Here is a 19957-nt window from a genome sequence, read left to right as displayed (position 1 = left end):
ATTTCCACAAATAACTGAAACAAAAAAAATTACTTTTCGTCTATAAATGGTTACAAAAATCTATCCTGAAAAACAATACACACTTTTATTAAACAAGGAAGGAATTTACTATGATTTCTCAACGTCTTTTCATACTGCTTATATTTTTCTTTTGCAGCTTCATTTCACTTCATGCAAACCCATTTGAAAAAGTACTTCCGGGTTTTAATGAACAAATCCAGTTTGACAAAATTGATGCACAGTTTATTAATGATGTTAAACAACCAACAATGGATGAATTAAATAAAAAACTGGAAAAAATTTATAATATTCCTGCGGATGACAGAACTTTTGAAAATACTGTCCGGGCTTTTGATGCTGCATATAGTGATTTTGGTAAAGTGTATGGAATTTTATACCTGATGAATGTTTCTCACCCTGATGATGACACCCGAAAAGCTGCAAATGAAGCAGTTATAGATTTTGGTAAATTTGATAACGAATTAAACTTAAATGAAAATTTATACAACTCATTTATAGAATACTCTCAAACTGAAGAAGGAAAATCTTTAAGTGGATCTCAGGAAAAGTTTCTTAGGGAAACCATTGATGATTTTAAAAGAAACGGATTTGCTCTATCCAAAGAAGGCCGGGATAAATTAAAAGAAATCAATGATCGGATTGCTTTGTTATCAAATGAATTCGGAAAAAATATTTCAGACTATAAAGATGATTTGATTGTTACAGAAGATGACGTTAAAGGCCTTGATGAGGCTTACAAAGATGCGCGACGTTTGGAAGATGGTACATATAAAATTGATTTATCCTATCCATCTTATCGCCCTTTTATGAGACTATCGGAATCTGATGAAGCACGCAAAAAACTATACATGAAGTATAACAACCGGGCAAGTGATAAAAACCTTGTTGTTTTAGAAAAGTTAATTCTAAATCGAAAAGAAATGGTTGAACACCTTGGATATAATACCTTTTCTGAATATCAATTGGCAAACCGAATGGCACAAAACCCTAAAACAGTTTGGGAATTTGAAAATGGGCTTATTGAAAAAGTTCAGGAAAAAGGAAAAATTGATTATGATGAAGTACTTCAAGTAAAAAGACAAATTACCGGTAACGATACAGCCAGTGTTGTAAATGGTTGGGAATATGGGTATTACAGTAACATTTTAAAACGCGAAAAATATAAAGTTGATTCTGAAAAAGTAAAAGAATATTTCGAAATAAATAATGTTATGGATGGATTGTTTAGTATCACACAATCGCTATTTGGCATTACTTATAAAGAAGTAAAAGATCCTTCGGTTTGGCATCAAGATGTTCGCCTTTTTGAAGTTTTTGATGATGGAAAAGTAATTGGTCGTTTTTATCTGGATTTATATCCCCGTGACAATAAATATGGACATGCCGCATGTTTCCCAATTATAAATTCAAGAGAGACTAAAAATGGTCCGGAGATTCCTGTAGCAGCTTTAGAATGCAATTTTCCACAAGCTACAGATACTTCCCCAGCTCTTATGTCTCACTCACAGGTTAAAACATTTTTTCATGAATTTGGACATGTGCTACACACATTGCTTAGTAAAACAGAACTATCCGGCCAATCAGGATTTAATGTTCCGCGTGATTTTGTTGAAGCACCTTCACAAATTTTTGAAAACTGGACTTGGGATTACCCTTCTTTACAGATGTTTTCTAAACACCATGAAACAGGTGAAATTTTGCCAAAAGAGTTATTTGATAAAATGATCTCTGCTAAAAATGTTGGATCTGGAGTATCAACATTATATCAAATTTTTTATGGCACAATAGATATGACTTTGCATGACAAATACAATCCAAATGAAACACGCAATACAACTGCTGTTGTAAAGGAACTTCAAAACAAGATTCTTCTTACTCCTTATGTAGAAGGCACAAACTTCCAGGCTGCTTTTGGCCATTTAACCGGTTATGCATCCAGTTATTATGGCTACCTATGGTCTAAAGTATATGCGCAGGACATGTTCTCAGTTTTTGAAGAGAATGGTATTTTAAACCCAGAAATCGGTAAACGCTACCGTGAATTGATATTAGCCAGAGGTGGTGAAAAAGAAGCAATTGACCTTGTAAAAGAATTTCTTGGTAGAAATCCAAACTCAAATGCATTTTATAAATCACTTGGTCTGGAGCCGGATGAATTAAAAGAAGTGAAGAATGAAGCCGGTTTATAAATAATCGTTTTAATATTTGAAGTGCTTCCTAGGTACCATACTATCGGAAGCACTTTTTTTTAATCAAAAACTGGTAAAACTTTTTAACTTTACTATTGACGAATACTATAAAAGTATCTTAGATTATGATCTGTCAAAAATTAATAGTTTGACAGCATTTTGGAGGATTGGCAGAATGGTATTGCAGCGGTCTTGAAAACCGTCGCCGAAAGGCTTGTGGGTTCGAATCCTACATCCTCCGCTTTTAGAGATTCTTAACGATTTTATCATGAGTTTAGAAACTCTTAAATCCCGATATTTTATCGGGGATATAGATTTAAAGTATGATTCTGGAGAAGTGGCCGAGTGGCTGAAGGCGCTCGCCTGCTAAGCGAGTATAGGGTACTCCTCTATCGTGGGTTCGAATCCCACCTTCTCCGCAGAAACCTGGCAATCAGTCAGGTTTTTTTATGACTTGAATTTAAAGAATATCATTTTCATCGGCTGATGAAAACAATCTATGCCAATTACTTTTTATTAATCCCATCCTGATTACATCATGAAATAATCCATTAACGGAAACCTCATTAAATAGAAGTCCTTCAAGATCAAAACCAAAGTGGCTGTTGAGATTTATATTTTTAATATTGGTATCCATCGAGTGAATAAAGACTTTATTAAATTCTAAAATATTAAATACATAATATAGAAACAGGAAAGTTGAAAATTTCCCAATCCCTTTCCCTCTAAATTCCTTTTCACCAATAAATTTTTTCATTTCTAATTTTTTAAATTGATCATCAATTCTTTCAGCTCCAATAATGCCCACGAATTTTTCATTCTTATAATATGTCGCAAAGAAAAATTTATCTTTGGAGTTTAATAGATAATCTTCTAGTTCTTTTTTTTCTTTTGGCAAAAATCCAATAAATGTTCCAGATAATTCTTTTGCCTTTAGCCATTTCGTAACTTGTTTAATATTTTCCTTTACCAAAGGTCTAATATTAACGCCATTAAGACTAATAGTGCTGTTTTCTGTCCAGTTATTTCTAATATCTTCAACTTTAAAATCAAAAGAATTTTCCTTCTTTTCTATTGATTTGTGTTTTGACTCCGTAACATAATCTAAAAGGTTTGTGCTGACTGATACTATATCACTGTGGTTAACACCATACTTAACTAATTCCCTGTAAAATGAACTGCTAACAATTTTAAGCATTTGTTTTTGCTTTAATTTGTTGATTTCAGAATAATTATCTTCAACCATTATAATTGCTCCTTTATTATCCACATCCGTGTAGTTAACAACCAGTACCATTTATAAGAAACTTTTTAGCAAAAAAAAGTGAGGTATCTCAACAATTTGTCTTTATTTATAATTTCTTTTCCAGAATTGCAAGTGTTATTCTGCTTATTGCGATAAGAGCTGCATCGTCATTCACGATTTTAATTTCCCAGATTTGTGTACTTCTGCCTAAATGAATCGGTTTTCCTGTACCGGTTACAAAGCCATTTTTAACAGATTTGATATGATTGGCATTAATTTCAAGCCCAACGCAAAAGTATTTCTCAGGATTAATAGTTAATGATGATGCAACACTTCCTATCGTTTCGGCTAGTGCTACTGAGGCTCCTCCATGCAAAATTCCGGCAGGTTGTATTGTGCGTTTATCAACAGGCATTTTTGCAGATAAGTAATCGTCACCAATCTCAACAAACTCAATAGCAAGGTGAGAAACCATTGTACTATCTGCGATCGTTGATAATTCATTTAAATCATATTTTTTAAACCAAATCATTTTCTAACCTCTAAAATTATAAGAAATCATTTTTAAACCTAGCATAAAGCATATCAGAGAATTGGTTACTTTTATTTATTATTTCATTTGCAGAAACCGGGGAATGAGCATCATCTGAAATAAGTTTGAAACTCAATACAGGGATATTAAAAGAATTAGATATTTTGACAATTTCAAATAATTCCATATCAACCATATCGGCTATTTTTGAAAGTGACTCCGCAAGATCAAAATTAGAAACCGGTATAATTGATGTTACACATCGTTTTGCATTTGTTTGATTTTCTAATTTTAAGCTGGTTTCCATTATAACTTCATCATAAAAAGAAACTGATTCTATTGAATAGATTGCATCTAATTTTAAATCTTTGTTCAACTTACCTGATATCCCAAAGTTTATTACTTTTTTTATTTTTTCTGAATTCTCCTGCAAATAATTAAAAAGATTCTTTCTCACATTTTTTATTCCCTGTCCACAGATTAACAAAATGGTGTTTTCGTTCGAATAACAATTAAAAATAGAGGATTTGATTTTACTCAACTTTAAATTGTTAATAAAACTAATCGCTTCTTTTTTATGGGCAATAACAATTAAAACCATATTCTAAAAACTATTTTATCCAATATGTGAGATCAAACAATACCAAAGAAACTTTGAGTACTAATTTAGCTTCAAATAAAATTTTACCAAATGAAAATATCAAAAATGAAAGTACCAAATGGCTGAAAAAAACGGCAAAAAGCAACGCGTTGATGTAAACTCAACAAGGGCAACTGAAAAAGGTTTAAAAGGACTTTTTGAAATTGCATTAAGAAAATTTAGTGTTGCAACATTTATGTTGTCTCTCATCCCAATTTACTTCTTAGGTGCCATAATTGTTGGAATATCTGCAACTCCGGCTATTTATTTTTTTAAGTTCATTAGTGATATATCATCCGGTTGGGCGCCTATCTTGCAGTATAGTTCTATGGGCTCGGCGCTATTTATAAGTTATTTTTTATATGGAATTAGCCTTGTTTTTGTAACACCTTTTTTTAACAAGATTTTACCTTTTAAAATAAAACCCTTTCGTGGCCCCTACTATTCATTTCAAAGTGTGCCATGGTATGTGCATAATGCAATGATTTATTTAGTGCGTTATACATTTTTAGAATTTATTACACCGACACCTTTAAATGTTCTTTTCTATAAAATGATGGGAATGAAAATTGGAAAAGGTGTTCACATTAATACAACCAATATATCAGATGCCGGCTTAATTGAGTTAGGTGATAAAGTAACAATCGGGGGATCAGCTCATATTATTTGCCACTATGCAGCTAAGGGATATTTAGTCATTGAGCCGGTAGTAATTAAAAATGGTTCAACTCTTGGTCTAAAATCAACTATTATGGGTGATGTAGTTATTGGAGAAAAATCTATTATCGCACCACATGAAGTTATCTACCCCAAATCACGGCTTCCAAAAGGTTATCGGAAAGACAAACAAAGCAAACAAACGATGGAAAACCTACCTATTCCAGAAAAGATCGAAAAAAACTAAACAGCATCTAAATTATCAATTCCGCTCATTTTATTTTCATTGCACCAAATAGTAATGACAATTATCACACGGTGAAATAGTGACTTTGTTAAATTTTTAACGAAATTAATTAGGGTAACTATTCATTTTATATAAGGAGTCAACCATGTCCTCAAAAAAACTATTAATTTTAGGTGTATTGTTTGCTTCTATGGCCTTCATTGCATGCGAGAACGGTCAAGAGCCAAACGCGAATAATACGCAGCCCACAATCCTGGCTGAAGTCCCACAAGAAGTAGCAATTAATGAAGCAAAAAATATTGCAGCATTTGCAGTTAACTTTTCAAATGATTTTGCTGCTGATTTTATTGAACTTAAAGCAACTGAAGATGGGTTTGCAAAAGTAACGAATCCAGATAAAATATATCGCTGGAATCCTGAAACTATGTTACACACATGGACACACACTATTGAAGGTGAAAACTTATCAGGATACAGATTTAGAGCCCAACAACATTTAGATGAAACCGGCGCTGTAATTAAGAAAGCACAAGATGCAGCTGGATTCACCCTTTATTATATATCTGAAGGAAGCTATGGCTTTCCAGATGGCTCTCCATCAGGAACAACATGGAAACACACAATTGGAAGTGAAGAAACCCATATAGTTGGTATGGTACTTGGAAATTCATTTGTTATGAATGCTACTGGTTCTTATCACAAAATTTGGACTGGATATTATAAAGCGAATGAAGAAGATGAATATGAACTTGTTACTATTGACAATGGTGTTGATGTAACATTGGACCAATTGACAATTACTCGTGATGTTGATGGCAATGAGACTGCATCTTTAGTTGGAAATATTGAAGTTGTTTTTGCTGATTGGAATGTAAGCCTAAGCAGTGATGGTGGCGAGATGGTTACAGGTAATATCTCTAAAAAAGGTGTTTTACTTCAGAACTTAGCTTTCCCTGTTGCAGATCTACTTGAAATGGGCAAAACTTTATTACCCTAGTTAATACATAAAAACAGAAACCCCGGTTTTGCCGGGGTTTTTTTTGCCTAAAAATTATCCTATTTAAAATAGTTAACACCTGATTCAAAAATTTTCTGATCTTTGTTACCGGGAACATTTTTCGCAACATTCATGCCTATTCTTTCCGAATGTGCCATTTTACCTAATATTCTGCCATCCGGGCTAGTAATCCCCTCAATTGAGTACATAGATCCAGAAGGATTGAATTGAGAATTCATTGAAGCTTTATTATTAAAGTCAACATATTGAGTTGATACCTGCCCATTATGAAATAGCTCTTTAATAACACTTTCTTTTGCAACAAAGCGTCCCTCCCCATTGGAGATTGGAATAATATGTCTATCACCATTCTCTACACTTGTAAACCAGGGAGACAATGTGGAAACAATTTTCGTTTGCACCATTGTGGAATAATGTCTTTTAAGTTTATTAAATGTTAAGGTTGGACTTAACTCAGGGTCAGCTTTTCTTATTTCCCCAAATGGCAATAAACCAAGTTTTATCAATGCCTGAAATCCATTACAAATCCCGAGGATTAAACCTTTGCGAGTAACGAGCAATTCCATAACGGCATCTATTATAATAGGATTTCTAAATACTGTCGCAATAAATTTCCCGGATCCTTCAGGTTCATCACCGGCACTAAAACCACCCGGGATCATTAAAATGTGTGAGCGATTTATTTCTGCTGCATAGCTTTTTAACGACTGTTCCAAAAGCTTGTCATCCAAATTATTAAAAACCAAAGATGAGACACCTGCACCAGCCTTTTTGAATGCCTGTTCTGAATCATACTCACAATTTGTACCAGGAAAAACGGGTATAAAAACATTCGGTTTAGCACCTAAATTTATGCCTATATTTTTATTTTCTTTTGAGCCAAATTCAATTTGGTCAATATTTTCTTCATGTTTAGTCGGAAATATTTCTGCCAATGGTTCTTCCCAGGTCTGTATTGCCTCATCTATTGAAATAGATGATTCCTTTATAATAATTTCCTGTTTTTCAGTTGTAACCCCCAAGACCTCATAATCAACTGAATCTCTTGCAATTCCTTCCTGAGTATGCTTATCAATTTCACAAATAATAGAACCATATTCAGCGTCAAAAAGGCTATCAACGTAATTGGTATTTGTAAACTTGAATCCTATTTTATTACCAAAGGCCATTTTTGCAATTGCAACACCAATGCCACCTGTTTTTACCGCACAAGATGAATATATTTTACCATTATTAATAAAATCTGTAATTAATTGATATGTTTGTTTAAGCTTTTCAAAATTAGGTAAATTATTATTGTCCCGGGTGCATTTAAAAACGACAACACTATTGTTACATACCTTAAACTCTGAAGAAACTGCCTTAGAAGCTGATAAAGGAGCAATGGCAAATGAAACCAGAGTTGGAGGAACGTTTAGTTCTTTAAATGATCCGGACATGCTGTCTTTTCCACCAATTGCTGCAATTTCAAAAGCCATTTGTGCGTGATAGGCTCCCAATAAAGCGGCATACGGTTTTCCCCACTTTTCCGGATTGTTTCCCAATTTTTCAAAATACTCCTGAAAAGTTAAATATACTTTTTTATAATCCCCCCCACTCGCAACTATTTTGGAAACCGATTCAACAACAGCAAACAACGCACCATGGTAAGGAGACCAGGATGAAAGCTTAGGATTAAAGCCCCAACTCATCACTGTTGCCATATCACTTTCAATAAACGGAAGTTTTGAAATCATACTTTCAGCCGGCGTATTAAGGAATTTCCCGCCAAATGGGTGTAAAACACTTCTAGCTCCGATTGTACTGTCAAATTGTTCGCTCAATCCCCTTTGACTGGCATTATTCAAATCTTGCAGGTTTTTTAGAAATGACTGTTTTATATTCTGTACATTTGTGTTTTTTTCATCAAAAAACGTTTTCTCTGATATGGCCCCTATCGTCACAGATGTTTCTAATCGAACTCCATTTGTATCTAAAAACTTTCGATCCAGATTAACTATTATCTGGTCATTCCAAAACATTTTCAACCGTCCTGAATTAGTAACAGTAGCAACATGCGTAGCCTCAAGATTTTCATCTTGTGCATTTTTAATAAAAAATTTTAAATCATTTGGAGAAATGACAACAGCCATTCGCTCCTGAGATTCCGACAAAGCCAGTTCAGTCCCATCAAGACCATTATATTTTTTGGGTACCCGATCCAGAAATATATCAAGGCTATCTGTTAGTTCACCAATTGCAACAGACACGCCGCCAGCGCCAAAATCATTACAGCGTTTTATTTTTGTACTAATCTCTTTATTTGCAAACCATCTTTGTAGTTTACGTTCCACTGGAGGATTACCCTTTTGGACTTCAGCTTCATTCTTTAAAGCCGTTTCAGTATGTGCTTTAGATGAACCAGTCGCTCCCCCAACACCATCGCGGCCTGTACGTCCGCCAACAAGTAAAACAATATCCCCTTCTATCGGCTGCGTCCTATTCACATTCTCAGCAGGCACTGCACCAACTACCGCCCCGATCTCCATGCGTTTTGCAACATAGCCTTCGTCATATATCTCCGAAACAAGTCCTGTTGAAAGACCAATTTGGTTGCCATAAGAGCTATATCCTTTGGCAGCTGTAGTTGTTATTGTACGCTGTGGAAGCTTGCCAGGTAATGTTTCTTTTAAATCTTTTCTCGGATCGCCGGATCCTGTTACACGCATTGCCTGATAAACATATGCCCTGCCGGAAAGCGGATCACGAATAGCCCCGCCAAGACAGGTAGCTGCACCTCCGAAGGGCTCAATCTCTGTAGGATGATTATGTGTTTCATTTTTAAACATTATTAACCAATCCTGATTTTGCCCATCTACTTCAACCGGAATTTTTATGCTACAGGCATTGATTTCTTCAGAGACATCAAGTTCTTTCAATTTCCCTTTTTTATGCAGCTCTCTCATGGGGATTGTAGCTAAGTCCATCAGGCAATCCGGACGAGAGTTATTTTCAAATACAAATTTACGCGAAGCCAAATATTTTTTATGCGTCTGTCTAATTACATCTGAAAATTTTGAATCTTCTATTTTTACGGATTCAACTTTTGTGTGAAATGTTGTATGGCGGCAATGATCTGACCAATACGTATCCAATAATTTTATTTCGGTGATAGTCGGATTTCTTTTTTCAGATTCCCGGAAATATTTTTGACAATATTCAATATCTGAAAAATTCATTGCTAAACCTGTCTCATATATTAAATCATTTAATTGTGTTTTATTAAAATCATTAAAACCATCAATGGTTTTTACCGGAGCCGGCTTTTCAATTTTTAATTTTAAATCGGTTGGTTTTTCTATAGAAGCGATTCTGGAATCTACTGGGTTAATACAATATTTTTTTATCTGATCCATTTGATCTGAATCGATATCGCCGGATAAAATTATTATTTTTGCACTTCGGACTATTGGGGCTTTTTTATGGGTTAATATTTGAATACACTGAGCAGCCGAATCAGACCTTTGATCAAATTGTCCGGGTAAATACTCAATGCCAAAGGTTTTATCATTTTCATTTTTAGGAAACTCCTCTTCAAAAACTATGTCCTGCGGCGGATCTGAAAAAACTGTGTCGCGGGCTTGAGAATATTCTTCACCTGAGACACCATGAATGTCATATCGATAAAGTATGCGCAATTTTTTAAGTTTTGATATTTCTAATAAATGTGTTAAATCATTAAAAAGATTTGTAGCTTCTACATCGAAGCCTTTCCTTTTTTCGATGAACAAGCGATATATTTTTTCCATGAAGAGATTTTACCTTAAATAGAGTTTTTGTTGAATGCGCTAATATACTTTTTTTAAAATTTAAATTAAAACTGAAATCTTTTAAAACAGATCAATAGTTATAATTCTTTATGAGCAATTGTTAATTGAATCTTGATGGGAATTGTTTAAAACAATATTTTTTCACTATAGCAACGTTTCAATTAAAAAACACCCGATAACTAAATGAAATACTCCTCAAAAATATTATTTATTCTGGTAATTTTTTATCCAATTCTTCTCTTGTCTTCTGATTTGAATAACCAGCCTCCTAAAGAAAATGATAGACTACACCTTTTTTATCAAGATATCCAAAACAGTCTCCAGGGTACATTTCATGTTTTTACAAATCCTGTAAGGTGGGAACAAAATGATTGGTTTTATTTTGGCAGCACCATTGCGGGTGGTGCACTTTTATTTTCAATAGATTCAGATATTGACCGTATAATCAAACGTAACCGAAATTCATCATTAGACAAATTGGCCAACTTTGGGTCTTTTCTCGGGAGCCCTACAACTGTTATTACTCTTACAGGGGTTATTTACAGCTATGGTATTTTATTTAAAAATGAATGGGCAAGAGAAACAGCAATAATATTTACATCTTCACTAATTGCTGGCGGTGCTATCCAAACCACTTCAAAAAAACTTGCCGGACGTGCAAGGCCATATATGAACTTAGGAAAAAGTCATTTTGATCCTTTCCCCTCGACAGATGATTTTCATTCTTTTGTATCAGGTCACACCCTTGTCTCAGTTAGTACGGCTCTTATTCTGGCAAAAAGGATAGACAATATTTATGCTAAAACATTTTTTTATACATTAGGTGGTATCGGGGCATGGGCCAGAATGTACCAGCGTAATCATTTTTCCAGTGATGTGTTTTTAGGAACTGTTTTAAGTTTTGCAACCGTTTCAGCTGCAATAAATTGGCAAAAATCTTTTAGGGGAAAGAAAGAAAATAAAGTTCAATATAGTATTAACTTTAGCTATCAAAAGATCATGGTAAATGTTTATTTTTAATTCATTATTAAAGCACTGTTTTTACCAGCTGATTTAGGGAAGTAAATTTTGAATTCTGCACCTTTACCCATATCGCTGATTACTTCAATCCTCCCTTTATAATTTCCCGCCATTTGCGAACACATATGAAGCCCTAAACCTGTACCAGTTGGCGCACCATTTGTTTTTTTATCTGCAGAGGGTTTTGTGGAAAAGAAAGGGTCAAATATTTTAGACTGGTTCTCTTTAGAGATACCCGGTCCATTATCTTTTATTGAAAACCAAACTTCGTCTTCTGAAAAACCAGTAAAGATTGAAATTTTAGCGTCTTTTTTCTCATGCATAGCATCTAAAGAATTCCTGACCAGGTTTTGAAAAATTTGAGAAAGCTCTCCCGGTAAAATATCAACATATAAATCTGACTCAACAAATGATATATCTTTATCAACTTTATTTTTAAAGACAGAATCTGCACTTAAAAAATCAATTTCTTTTCTAATCAGATCATTGATATTAACTGTTTCAACTGCCTTACTGGTATCACTTTTGCTTTTGGCCATCAGAGAGTTAATCATTTCTAACATACGTTTTGTACCAATCTCAACTTTCTCGATATTTTTGTCTACCTGAAACATAAACTCAGCAATTTTTTCAGGTAATTCATCTTTTGCAAATTGTGGTTTTGTAAGCCTAAGTATTTGAGATGCTGCGGATATTATTGACAATGGATTTTTGAGGTTATGTACAATTCCCTGGCTAAGAATACTAAATGCTGCATGCCTTTCGGTTTGTATCAAATGTTTTGTTCTTTCTTCAAGCATATCTTCTAATTGATGATTGTATTTATAAATTGTAGACATGGCATTTTTTAATTGACTGGTTTTCTCTTCTACAAGTTTCTCCATATTTTTGTATAAGTCATAATAATTTAAGACAGCCGTTTCGTTTTCTTCCTTCGTCAAAGCCAACTCATTTTTCAAATGTTTTACCTGACTTCTCAGTTTTTTGAGTTCAGCCGTTTGCTCATTCTTTCCCATATTTTATAAGGCACCTTTTTCAAGCATTTCAGCTATTTCATATTTACCATCTTCAATTATTAAGTTTAAATCGTCCTGATCAAGTTTTAGATCTGATATACATTTTTGATAAAGATCATCGTTAAAAGGCGTTGCTTTAGAAAAACCAATCTCTGCAAAATGGCACATGGCACTGGCTACATATAAGGTAGCAACTTGTCTAAAATGATTTTTGGGTGCTTCATAGGGATTATTGTGATAACCCATTGAATAAACCATATCTTCAGGCAATAACCAGTTTCGGGCGATTTGTTCTCCAAGAAAAGCATGGTTAAAACCAAAAACCTTTTCTTCAACACTCATTAAGTCAATATTTTTTTCATTCGTTAATTTCAATATTTTTGTAAATGCTTTTCTTAAAAATTGTTCTTCAGCAATTAAGCCTATTTTATGCAACAATCCTGCAGCATAAATAACCTCACCTTTTTCTCTAAACTCACGTCGATATATCATTTTTGAAAACATCGCTACTCCAACACAAAAAGCCCATAACTCAGATCGCCGGTATCCTTCTATTGAATCATTGTTTTCAAAAACCTCACAAGCCTTTTGGCGTAAGGCAAGTTCTTTTACTGAATTATATCCAATCCAAATAACGGCTTTTTCTATTTCATCAATTTTTGTTTGAGGCGAATAAAAAGCGGAGTTGGAAACTCGTAATATTTTTCCTGATAAAGGTGGGTCAACCTGAATTATATCTTTTAAATCTTTTGCTGTTGAGCGGGGATCATTTATCAATTGAATGATTCCGGAAACAACAGATTTGATTGAAGAAATATCTGACTGATTTACAGCATCCAGTATTCTTCCTATGCGTTCATCTTGCAATTCTGCGACAGGCATAAAAAACCTTAAAGTATTTTTAATGTATATATTTATATTTCGGAAAAACTATCTTTGGCCTTTAGGGATAAAAGGATATGGAGAGAAAGTTATACAAAAAAAAAGGCATCTGAATATATTAATTTCAAATGCCTTTTAAAAATAATTAAATCTATAACGCGCGAAGTTCATTCACTGTTTTTAATATAATTGGAATTCCATCAATACTATCAGGGATTTTAGTTTTAACAGTCGTAATCTTTCCTTTAACACCAATTATAATCCCAACAACATTTTCATCAACCAAACCAATGCCAATTGAAACAATCGAACTATGCGCAAGCCATTCATCCTGATGATTCGACTTTATTTCCTTTGCTTTTTCGATTCTGTTTTCCATTAGGGTAATGATATGTTTAGAAGATCAAAAACATTTTGAATTCTATTTATGATTGTTGAACTGGAACTACCGGCAAATAATAAACCGACTATTTGTTTATCACTATTTAAAACTGCTGAGCCGCTATCTCCGCCGGCACTCATATTTCCTGCCATCAGCTGATCAACAAAGGTTGCTGTTTTACCGGTCCCATAGCTAACAGTTGAGGTTACATCTATCTGAAGGATCGTTCCTGTTGTATATTCTGTTGTCCTGCCAAATTTCTGTAAAGACATACCCAGGTTTCCTTCTGCAATTCCAGAAATATTACCGATTTGCATTATATCATCTGTAATATCATTTTCATTTACGGGCTCTGCTATAGCACAATCTACAAGATTTTGCCCAGGCGTGTTTTCAATAACCGCCTTTAACCGCGATTTTCTACCTGCAGCTGCTGCCATCCCGTTTAGCATGTTGGCCGCAGCATTGGCAAATGGACAATCGCTTCCACCACCACCTCCTCCTCCATCATCTCCATCCCATGCTATCGGCACAAAGTCATGTAATTTTGCCATAACATCGGCTGGTCTCGAACCGCCATCATGTGGGCCGGGTTGTAAAATATCATCACCAAAATCGGCATCATTGCTATTAGCTAAAACATGGTTGTTGGATAAGATATATCGTTTGCCGTCTTTCTTTACGGTACATCCAAAAGTACCTGCCGTAATCTGGTAATGCCCAATACTGGTACCACCCGGTGCAGGACGATATCGTAATTTGGGATCTTGAAACGCAAATATTGGACCGGATGGGTTTACATCGATTGGAATGCTTTCCAAAAACTGTGGTAATAATTCTGAAGCTGTGAGTGATTTTTTTGGTTTTTTATGCTCAACCGAGCAAATAATTGATAAGTCATCCGTAACTTTTCCATTGGTTACTTTGTATCCAATCCCTGTTGCGACAACATTTGCTTTGCCCATTAAACCTGTTCGGGTAGATTTAAGAATCTCACGGATGTCATCAATATTGATTGCCATTTTTCCTCCATTAATGCGGGTGAATGGATTAATAAATACAATTACAAAATAATGCTCCCTGGAAACTGATAATAATTATTTGGATAATTGCTCTTTTACAGATTGTAAATCTTTTTCGTTTATCTCCTCTGAAAATTTTTCAACATATGATTTATCATATTTATAAGCTACATAAAGATGATCCAATGCCTCGGTATCATTTTCTTTCTTATACTCTTCGTAGGCCATTAAATGTCCTTTTGCAATTAGTTGTGAATCATCTTTTTCTGCAATAGCCGGAATGGAAATCTCGATACCTGATTTAATAAAATCAGGATTTTTAATTTTGTCTTTGTTGGCCTGCAATATTAAAGGCCATAAATATCCATCATTATAATATTTAGTTGCCAACTTCCAAAGATTGTCTCCATCTTCAGCTTTATGAGACTTGACAGATCGCACTTTCTTTTGAACAGGTGGTGGTTTTTCAGGAGTTTTTTTTGTAGTTAGTGCTTCTTTGTCGACATTTTCTTTATTAGAAGCCGGGGCTTTTTCAACCTGATTTGTTGATTCTTTATTTGCAATTTGTTCAGTATCATCACCGCTGAACTGGAGGTACAATAATAGGATTGTTAAAATAACAATCACTGAAATGATTAAAGTTGTTTTTTTTAAATGATCCTCTTTTTCCTCAATATTTTGAGGTTTTTCCTCATTGCCCGCTGAATCAATATTTTTGTTATCAATTGTAGCTCCCAGCACTGGTTCTTTTTCTGTGGTTTCCTTTAACGGACTTTTTTGGGCTGCTCCTTCAAATGTTTCTTCCGGTTGTGTTAAAGGTTCTTCGCTTAAAATAACTCCGTTTGACTCAAGGTTGTCCTGGTCATTAAAAAATGTGGCTCTTAGATGCTGGTAGTTTTTATTAATTAATGCCCGCAATTGTTTTTCGGGTTTAAACATAACCTTGCGGTGCGCTGCAATTGTAATTGGTTCTCCTGTTTGGATATTCCGTCCCGACCGTTCCGGAACATTGTGTAACTTAAAAATTCCAAACCCACTTAAAGTAACCACATTATCGCGCAGGAGCCCTTCCTGGATAACCTGAGCCATTTCTTTTACAAAACTGTTAGCAAATTTTTTATTTACATTGCTTTTCTGAACGAGTGCATTAATAATGCTATCAAATGATATTTTTTCGTTCATGGATCAGATCCTATTTAGTTTTATCTTTAAGTGCTTTAGATGGCCTGAAAACAGCTACAATTTTTTTGGGGAGAAGCATCATTTTTTTAAAGTGGGGATTATAGGTTTTGCGTGGACTACGGGCTGCTGTATCAAAGGTGCCAAAGCCAGGTATTGTAAATCGGTCATGGTTAGATAAATGTTGTTTGAAAACCTCAAAAACAGAATGTAAAACGCCTTTTATCTCAGTCTGTGGTTTTGCTAACCGTTCAGAAAGTATTTTGATAACCTCGCTGGTATTCATATAAAAATGCCTGCAATAAAATATGTAGGGACATATGTGAGACTGAAATAATACGTTACAAAGCTGGATATGTCAAGCGGAAATATAAGATGGATTTTAAATCAAAACTGTTTTTACACAGCCAATTGTAACAATTTCGAAGCTTTGCTTTCTTGCCCAACTTTTAAATATAAACCGGCAAGGCGACGCGAAACTTTTTCATTGTCTGGAGATTTTTCATGAAGCCCTTCATACACTTCAATTGCCTGTTGAAAATTTTGCAGTTTTATAAAAATGGTTCCCAAAGTATCAATCGCATCTAAGCGGTCTGGATTAAATTTGATCAGCTTTTTTAATAAATCTGTTGCTTCATGTATTTGCGATAGGTTAAGTGCCAGTTGAATCGCTTTATTTAAAACTTCCTCATTTACCTTTTCACCGTTTGCCAGCTCATATAAAACTTGAAAAGCTCCATAATGATCACTGCTTTTTTCCAGTAAAACGGCTTTAGTATAGTTTAATTTATCGGTATCAATAATTACATCAGTGGAAATTTGCCATCCATTTTTTTGCAATAATATTCCATTTTTAATCATTGAATCAACTGCCAATATAGCTTCGTTATATAGCTCATTCTTATCTGCAATCCTGTATAACATGTAATATCCACCAACCTGGTCTTTTACTGCTTTAATTGACCGATCAGCATTTTCCTTTGCAGATTTGTAATCACCTGATTTGAAATATGATTCCGCAAGTACATTGTGCAGGGAAGCTGTCATTGTTTTTTCAAATTGTTTTAGCTTTACCGCCTTTTCGAAATGCTCAATTGCCAGGGCGAATTCTTCATTAAGATTGTATTGCTGGCCTAAAGTGAAATGCGCATAAGCATCATTCGGATTTTCACTGGTCATGGTTTTTAAAAGTTTAAGGTTACGAATATTCTTTTGAGATTTTAAATTGTCGTCAACAGCATATCCCAAATGGTCGATAATTACTCCGGAACGGCGAATTTCAGGTTTGGAAAATTTTGAATCAAACCCAAGCTGCTCATGAATTCTACCTTTGAAACCAATCCCAAAATTATTTTTAAACAAACGATAAGCTGTTGAAAGATAAGCACTTGCAGCATCTGAGGTTTTGTTATTAATCTGAACCTGATAGATTACAGGTTTTTGAATGGTCGATAATTCATTTCTTAGTATTACGCCAGATTCCGGGGATAAACGCTCATCCGCATCCATCCATAAAATCCAATCTGATGTTGCAAATTTTATTGACTCGTTACGTGCTTTTGCAAAATCATCACACCAATCAAAATAATGGATTTCAGCATTATAGTTTTTTACTATTTCCAGGGTCCTGTCAGTTGAACCTGTGTCAAGAATGACAATTTGATCGACTGAGTCTTTAACACTTTCAAGACAATCTTTTATAAACTGTTCTTCATTTTTAACAATCATGCATAGCGAGAGTGTTTGTTTTTTATTTTTCATTTTAGAGCCCAAGTTTCAAATATTATTTTAATTTAAAATCTTATCCGGAACATTGACATTTTCAAATATTTCAAGCAAACGATCTATTTCAGATAAATCCAATCCATGAATATTTTGCGTAGCTTTCAACTCCATAAACAGCTTAATTCCTTTTTCCATTTTCCCGGAATACATCATAGTAATTGCCAAAATGTATTTTGCCATTGCATTTTGTGCATTAAACCGCAAACAAGCTGAAGCATATTCTTGTGCCGATTTGTGATCATCTTTTGCTAATGATATTTGACCGAGCCGTAAATATATTACTTCCTTAATTTCATTTGTAATATTGCCCTGTGGGTTACTTATTGCTTTTGTCAAATATTCCGCTGCTTTGTCCCATTGTTTCATTGCCTTGTATGTTTCGCCCATTTTAAAAAGAAGGTAGGCATCTTTAGGTGATTCCTGGAGTTCATTTTCAAGCAAGTTTAAGTTCCTTTGTGCACGTTGTTCGTTATTTGTTTGGTAGCCAAAATGGTTGATAATTATCCCGCTCTCTTCAAATTTGCCGGCATTCTCTGCTATTGACGGGATTATTTGCTCATGTACTTTATTGCGATAGCGATACTGTTTTTTATTAAGAAATATTCTGACCTGAGTTTCATCCAGAAAACTAACCATATCTTCCGCAGGCTGATGATTTCGGACAACTACATTTATAGCATCCGCATGTGATTTATTAAGTAAGTTTTTTAGAGACGGAGTTGATTCTTTGTGTAATTCTTCATCCGCATCAAGGTGCAGTATCCATTTTGAAGATGCTTGTTCGAGAGCTAAATTCCTGGCTTCTGAAAAATCATTATGCCATGCTGTAAAAATAATCTTCGCTCCAAACTTTCTGGCAATTTCAACACTTTCATCAGTTGAGCCTGTATCCACAACAATAATTTCATCTACAATACCTTTTACACTTTTCAGACAGCGCTCTAAGTTTTTTTGTTCATTTTTTACAATCATGCACAAAGAAATTAAGTTTTGATTTGAATTATCGATTTTGGCCGATGAATTGTATTCTTCGCTTTCATTTTCAGTACTAAGCAGGTTCTTCTGGTCATCATTCAGGATGTTAAATATTTCCTCAAATAAACTTGGATCATGTTTTCTTATAAACTTAAATACTTGTAGAGAATCCGTTTTTGTTTTTCCTGTTAATTCAGAAATATTGTTAATACAGGTAATAAAATCTTCTGCTGGTTTTTGGTTGTTTATTAGTTTGAAAAGCTGATAAATTGGCGCAATGTATTCTTCATCTTTTAAATAAACATTATCAGGAGCTACGCCATTGAGAATACATTTTTCTAAGTCAGATATAGCCTTTTCGAAATCACCCTGCATAATAGACACTTTAACATATGGCCAAACCAGGCGAATGTCGTTCCATTTAGTTTTTTCGGTTAAGGTGCCAGCATTTTTGTAGAATTTTTCTACAGAATCGCTATTATTGTCTTCGATTACCCAATCACCAAATAGACCCCAAATAGCAACAATTGATTCATTTAAAAGTGGGTTGTTTTGTTCAATTCTGTAAACAGTTTTCAGCAATTCATCTTTATAAGAATCATTGTCTCCACCATCTTTTTGAGCCAGCAAAAAATTAAAACGGTAATTATAATTATCAGGATCTTTTTTTACAGCTTTCTTCAAAACAGCTTTATGCTTTGTGGTCTGCTTGATATTACTCTTTTCATGATGGTCCAATCTGCAATTATCAATACGACCAAACGGCTGAGCAATTTTATTTTTTTGCGCATACTCTTTGATTGATTTTAAAGGATGTTCATAAATTGCGCCGCTATATTTAAACCCACAGTGATTTTTAAAAAGAAGTAACCTGTCTGAGTCTTGAAAACTTTTGTCAGAATCATAGGTTCTTTCATTTATCATCAATCCTAACATTTTTATATTTTCAAGAGGTTTTTTAAGGGAGTTTTCTTTATCGCAAATAAAAGTATGATCGGCATCTAAGTTAAGTACCCAATCACAGGCGGCCTGTTTTAAAGCAAAGTTGCGGGCAGATGCAAAATCGTCGTTCCATACAAAATGAAAAACTTTGGCTCCAAATTCATTTGCAATTTCTACTGTACGGTCAGTGGAACCGGTATCAACAATAATAATTTCATCAACAAAATCTTTTATGGTATTTAACGATTTTCTAATGTTTTTCTCTTCATTACGAACAATCATGCACACGGAAATTGAAACGGGATTGTAATTCATTGGCCTATTAGTTTATACTGGATTCTGAACTCTCGATGCCTGATTTTGATTCCTGCCAGTAATTATACTGATCCGCCCAT

General features: G+C 34.3%; 16 protein-coding genes and 2 tRNA genes. 6 read left to right on the top strand and 12 right to left on the bottom strand.

Features of this window, described 5'->3' with window-relative positions:
• Positions 1–110 precede the first annotated feature (110 nt).
• The 3 genes from HND50_01615 (at position 111) to HND50_01605 (ending at position 2629) form a co-directional block, all read left to right on the top strand.
• On the top strand, positions 111–2210 hold the full coding sequence (locus tag HND50_01615; GenBank protein ID NOG43899.1) for a Zn-dependent oligopeptidase: 2100 nt from the start codon (positions 111–113) through the stop codon (positions 2208–2210).
• A 161-nt stretch (positions 2211–2371) separates the two neighbouring features.
• Positions 2372–2451, top strand: a tRNA-Ser gene (locus tag HND50_01610).
• 90 nt (positions 2452–2541) lie between these two features.
• Positions 2542–2629: transfer RNA gene (locus HND50_01605), tRNA-Ser, on the top strand.
• Between the two features lie 41 nt (positions 2630–2670).
• Here HND50_01605 and HND50_01600 read toward each other — a convergent pair.
• The 3 genes from HND50_01600 to HND50_01590 all read right to left on the bottom strand — a co-directional run bounded on the left by HND50_01600 (position 2671) and on the right by HND50_01590 (position 4445).
• Positions 2671–3456, bottom strand: coding sequence for a GNAT family N-acetyltransferase (locus tag HND50_01600; GenBank protein NOG43898.1), 786 nt, complete (start codon positions 3454–3456; stop codon positions 2671–2673).
• Positions 3457–3562: 106 nt separating this feature from the next.
• On the bottom strand, positions 3563–3988 hold the full coding sequence (locus HND50_01595; GenBank protein ID NOG43897.1) for a hotdog fold thioesterase: 426 nt from the start codon (positions 3986–3988) through the stop codon (positions 3563–3565).
• A gap of 16 nt (positions 3989–4004) precedes the next feature.
• A complete protein-coding gene (locus HND50_01590) occupies positions 4005–4445 on the bottom strand; it encodes a hypothetical protein (GenBank protein ID NOG43896.1) in 441 nt (146 codons plus the stop codon).
• A gap of 262 nt (positions 4446–4707) precedes the next feature.
• Here HND50_01590 and HND50_01585 point away from each other — a divergent pair, with 262 nt between their 5' ends.
• Together HND50_01585 and HND50_01580 are read left to right on the top strand one after the other, a co-directional pair.
• Positions 4708–5532, top strand: coding sequence for a hypothetical protein (locus HND50_01585; protein NOG43895.1), 825 nt, complete (start codon positions 4708–4710; stop codon positions 5530–5532).
• Between the two features lie 145 nt (positions 5533–5677).
• Positions 5678–6529, top strand: coding sequence for a hypothetical protein (locus tag HND50_01580; protein NOG43894.1), 852 nt, complete (start codon positions 5678–5680; stop codon positions 6527–6529).
• A gap of 59 nt (positions 6530–6588) precedes the next feature.
• On the opposite strand, the gene HND50_01575 is transcribed toward HND50_01580, so the two are convergent.
• Positions 6589–10338 (bottom strand): phosphoribosylformylglycinamidine synthase, encoded by a 3750-nt coding sequence (locus HND50_01575; protein ID NOG43893.1) that lies wholly within the window; start codon positions 10336–10338, stop codon positions 6589–6591.
• Positions 10339–10542: 204 nt separating this feature from the next.
• Between HND50_01575 and HND50_01570 the strand changes: the two genes are divergently transcribed.
• A complete protein-coding gene (locus tag HND50_01570; GenBank protein ID NOG43892.1) occupies positions 10543–11379 on the top strand; it encodes a phosphatase PAP2 family protein in 837 nt (278 codons plus the stop codon).
• On the opposite strand, the gene HND50_01565 is transcribed toward HND50_01570, so the two are convergent.
• The 8 genes from HND50_01565 to HND50_01530 form a co-directional block, all read right to left on the bottom strand.
• Entirely contained in the window at positions 11376–12395 is a 1020-nt protein-coding gene (locus HND50_01565) for a HAMP domain-containing histidine kinase (GenBank protein ID NOG43891.1), read from the bottom strand. The genes HND50_01570 and HND50_01565 overlap by 4 nt on opposite strands.
• 3 nt (positions 12396–12398) lie before the next feature.
• The gene (locus tag HND50_01560; GenBank protein NOG43890.1) at positions 12399–13277 is read right to left on the bottom strand and encodes an HDOD domain-containing protein; all 879 of its coding nucleotides are present in this window, start codon (positions 13275–13277) and stop codon (positions 12399–12401) included.
• 151 nt (positions 13278–13428) lie between these two features.
• Positions 13429–13656: a hypothetical protein gene (locus HND50_01555; GenBank protein ID NOG43889.1), complete on the bottom strand. Its 228-nt coding sequence runs from the start codon at positions 13654–13656 to the stop codon at positions 13429–13431.
• A complete protein-coding gene (locus HND50_01550; GenBank protein ID NOG43888.1) occupies positions 13656–14681 on the bottom strand; it encodes a hypothetical protein in 1026 nt (341 codons plus the stop codon). Before HND50_01550 ends, HND50_01555 begins: the two co-directional genes overlap by 1 nt.
• Before the next feature lie 75 nt (positions 14682–14756).
• Positions 14757–15863, bottom strand: a complete 1107-nt coding sequence (locus HND50_01545; GenBank protein NOG43887.1) for a LysM peptidoglycan-binding domain-containing protein — start codon at positions 15861–15863, stop codon at positions 14757–14759.
• A gap of 10 nt (positions 15864–15873) precedes the next feature.
• Entirely contained in the window at positions 15874–16146 is a 273-nt protein-coding gene (locus HND50_01540; GenBank protein ID NOG43886.1) for an HU family DNA-binding protein, read from the bottom strand.
• A gap of 113 nt (positions 16147–16259) precedes the next feature.
• Positions 16260–17621 (bottom strand): glycosyltransferase, encoded by a 1362-nt coding sequence (locus tag HND50_01535; GenBank protein NOG43885.1) that lies wholly within the window; start codon positions 17619–17621, stop codon positions 16260–16262.
• 27 nt (positions 17622–17648) lie between these two features.
• Entirely contained in the window at positions 17649–19877 is a 2229-nt protein-coding gene (locus HND50_01530) for a glycosyltransferase (GenBank protein ID NOG43884.1), read from the bottom strand.
• Between the last annotated feature and the right edge of the window lie 80 nt (positions 19878–19957).

It is taken from the genome of Calditrichota bacterium, assembly GCA_013112635.1.
GTDB lineage: Bacteria > Calditrichota > Calditrichia > Calditrichales > J004 > JABFGF01.
Note: the sequence above shows the minus strand (reverse complement) of the source record. Positions and strands in the feature narration are given on the sequence as shown.

What these genes read in the sequence shown, in the direction of transcription:
- HND50_01615 (NOG43899.1), top strand. Translation starts at nt 111, where the DNA reads ATGATTTCTCAACGTCTTTTCATACTGCTTATATTTTTCTTTTGCAGC.
- HND50_01600 (NOG43898.1), bottom strand. Translation starts at nt 3,456, where the DNA reads ATGGTTGAAGATAATTATTCTGAAATCAACAAATTAAAGCAAAAACAA.
- HND50_01595 (NOG43897.1), bottom strand. Translation starts at nt 3,988, where the DNA reads ATGATTTGGTTTAAAAAATATGATTTAAATGAATTATCAACGATCGCA.
- HND50_01585 (NOG43895.1), top strand. Translation starts at nt 4,708, where the DNA reads ATGGCTGAAAAAAACGGCAAAAAGCAACGCGTTGATGTAAACTCAACA.
- HND50_01580 (NOG43894.1), top strand. Translation starts at nt 5,678, where the DNA reads ATGTCCTCAAAAAAACTATTAATTTTAGGTGTATTGTTTGCTTCTATG.
- HND50_01575 (NOG43893.1), bottom strand. Translation starts at nt 10,338, where the DNA reads ATGGAAAAAATATATCGCTTGTTCATCGAAAAAAGGAAAGGCTTCGAT.
- HND50_01570 (NOG43892.1), top strand. Translation starts at nt 10,543, where the DNA reads ATGAAATACTCCTCAAAAATATTATTTATTCTGGTAATTTTTTATCCA.
- HND50_01565 (NOG43891.1), bottom strand. Translation starts at nt 12,395, where the DNA reads ATGGGAAAGAATGAGCAAACGGCTGAACTCAAAAAACTGAGAAGTCAG.
- HND50_01560 (NOG43890.1), bottom strand. Translation starts at nt 13,277, where the DNA reads ATGCCTGTCGCAGAATTGCAAGATGAACGCATAGGAAGAATACTGGAT.
- HND50_01555 (NOG43889.1), bottom strand. Translation starts at nt 13,656, where the DNA reads ATGGAAAACAGAATCGAAAAAGCAAAGGAAATAAAGTCGAATCATCAG.
- HND50_01550 (NOG43888.1), bottom strand. Translation starts at nt 14,681, where the DNA reads ATGGCAATCAATATTGATGACATCCGTGAGATTCTTAAATCTACCCGA.
- HND50_01545 (NOG43887.1), bottom strand. Translation starts at nt 15,863, where the DNA reads ATGAACGAAAAAATATCATTTGATAGCATTATTAATGCACTCGTTCAG.
- HND50_01540 (NOG43886.1), bottom strand. Translation starts at nt 16,146, where the DNA reads ATGAATACCAGCGAGGTTATCAAAATACTTTCTGAACGGTTAGCAAAA.
- HND50_01535 (NOG43885.1), bottom strand. Translation starts at nt 17,621, where the DNA reads ATGAAAAATAAAAAACAAACACTCTCGCTATGCATGATTGTTAAAAAT.
- HND50_01530 (NOG43884.1), bottom strand. Translation starts at nt 19,877, where the DNA reads ATGAATTACAATCCCGTTTCAATTTCCGTGTGCATGATTGTTCGTAAT.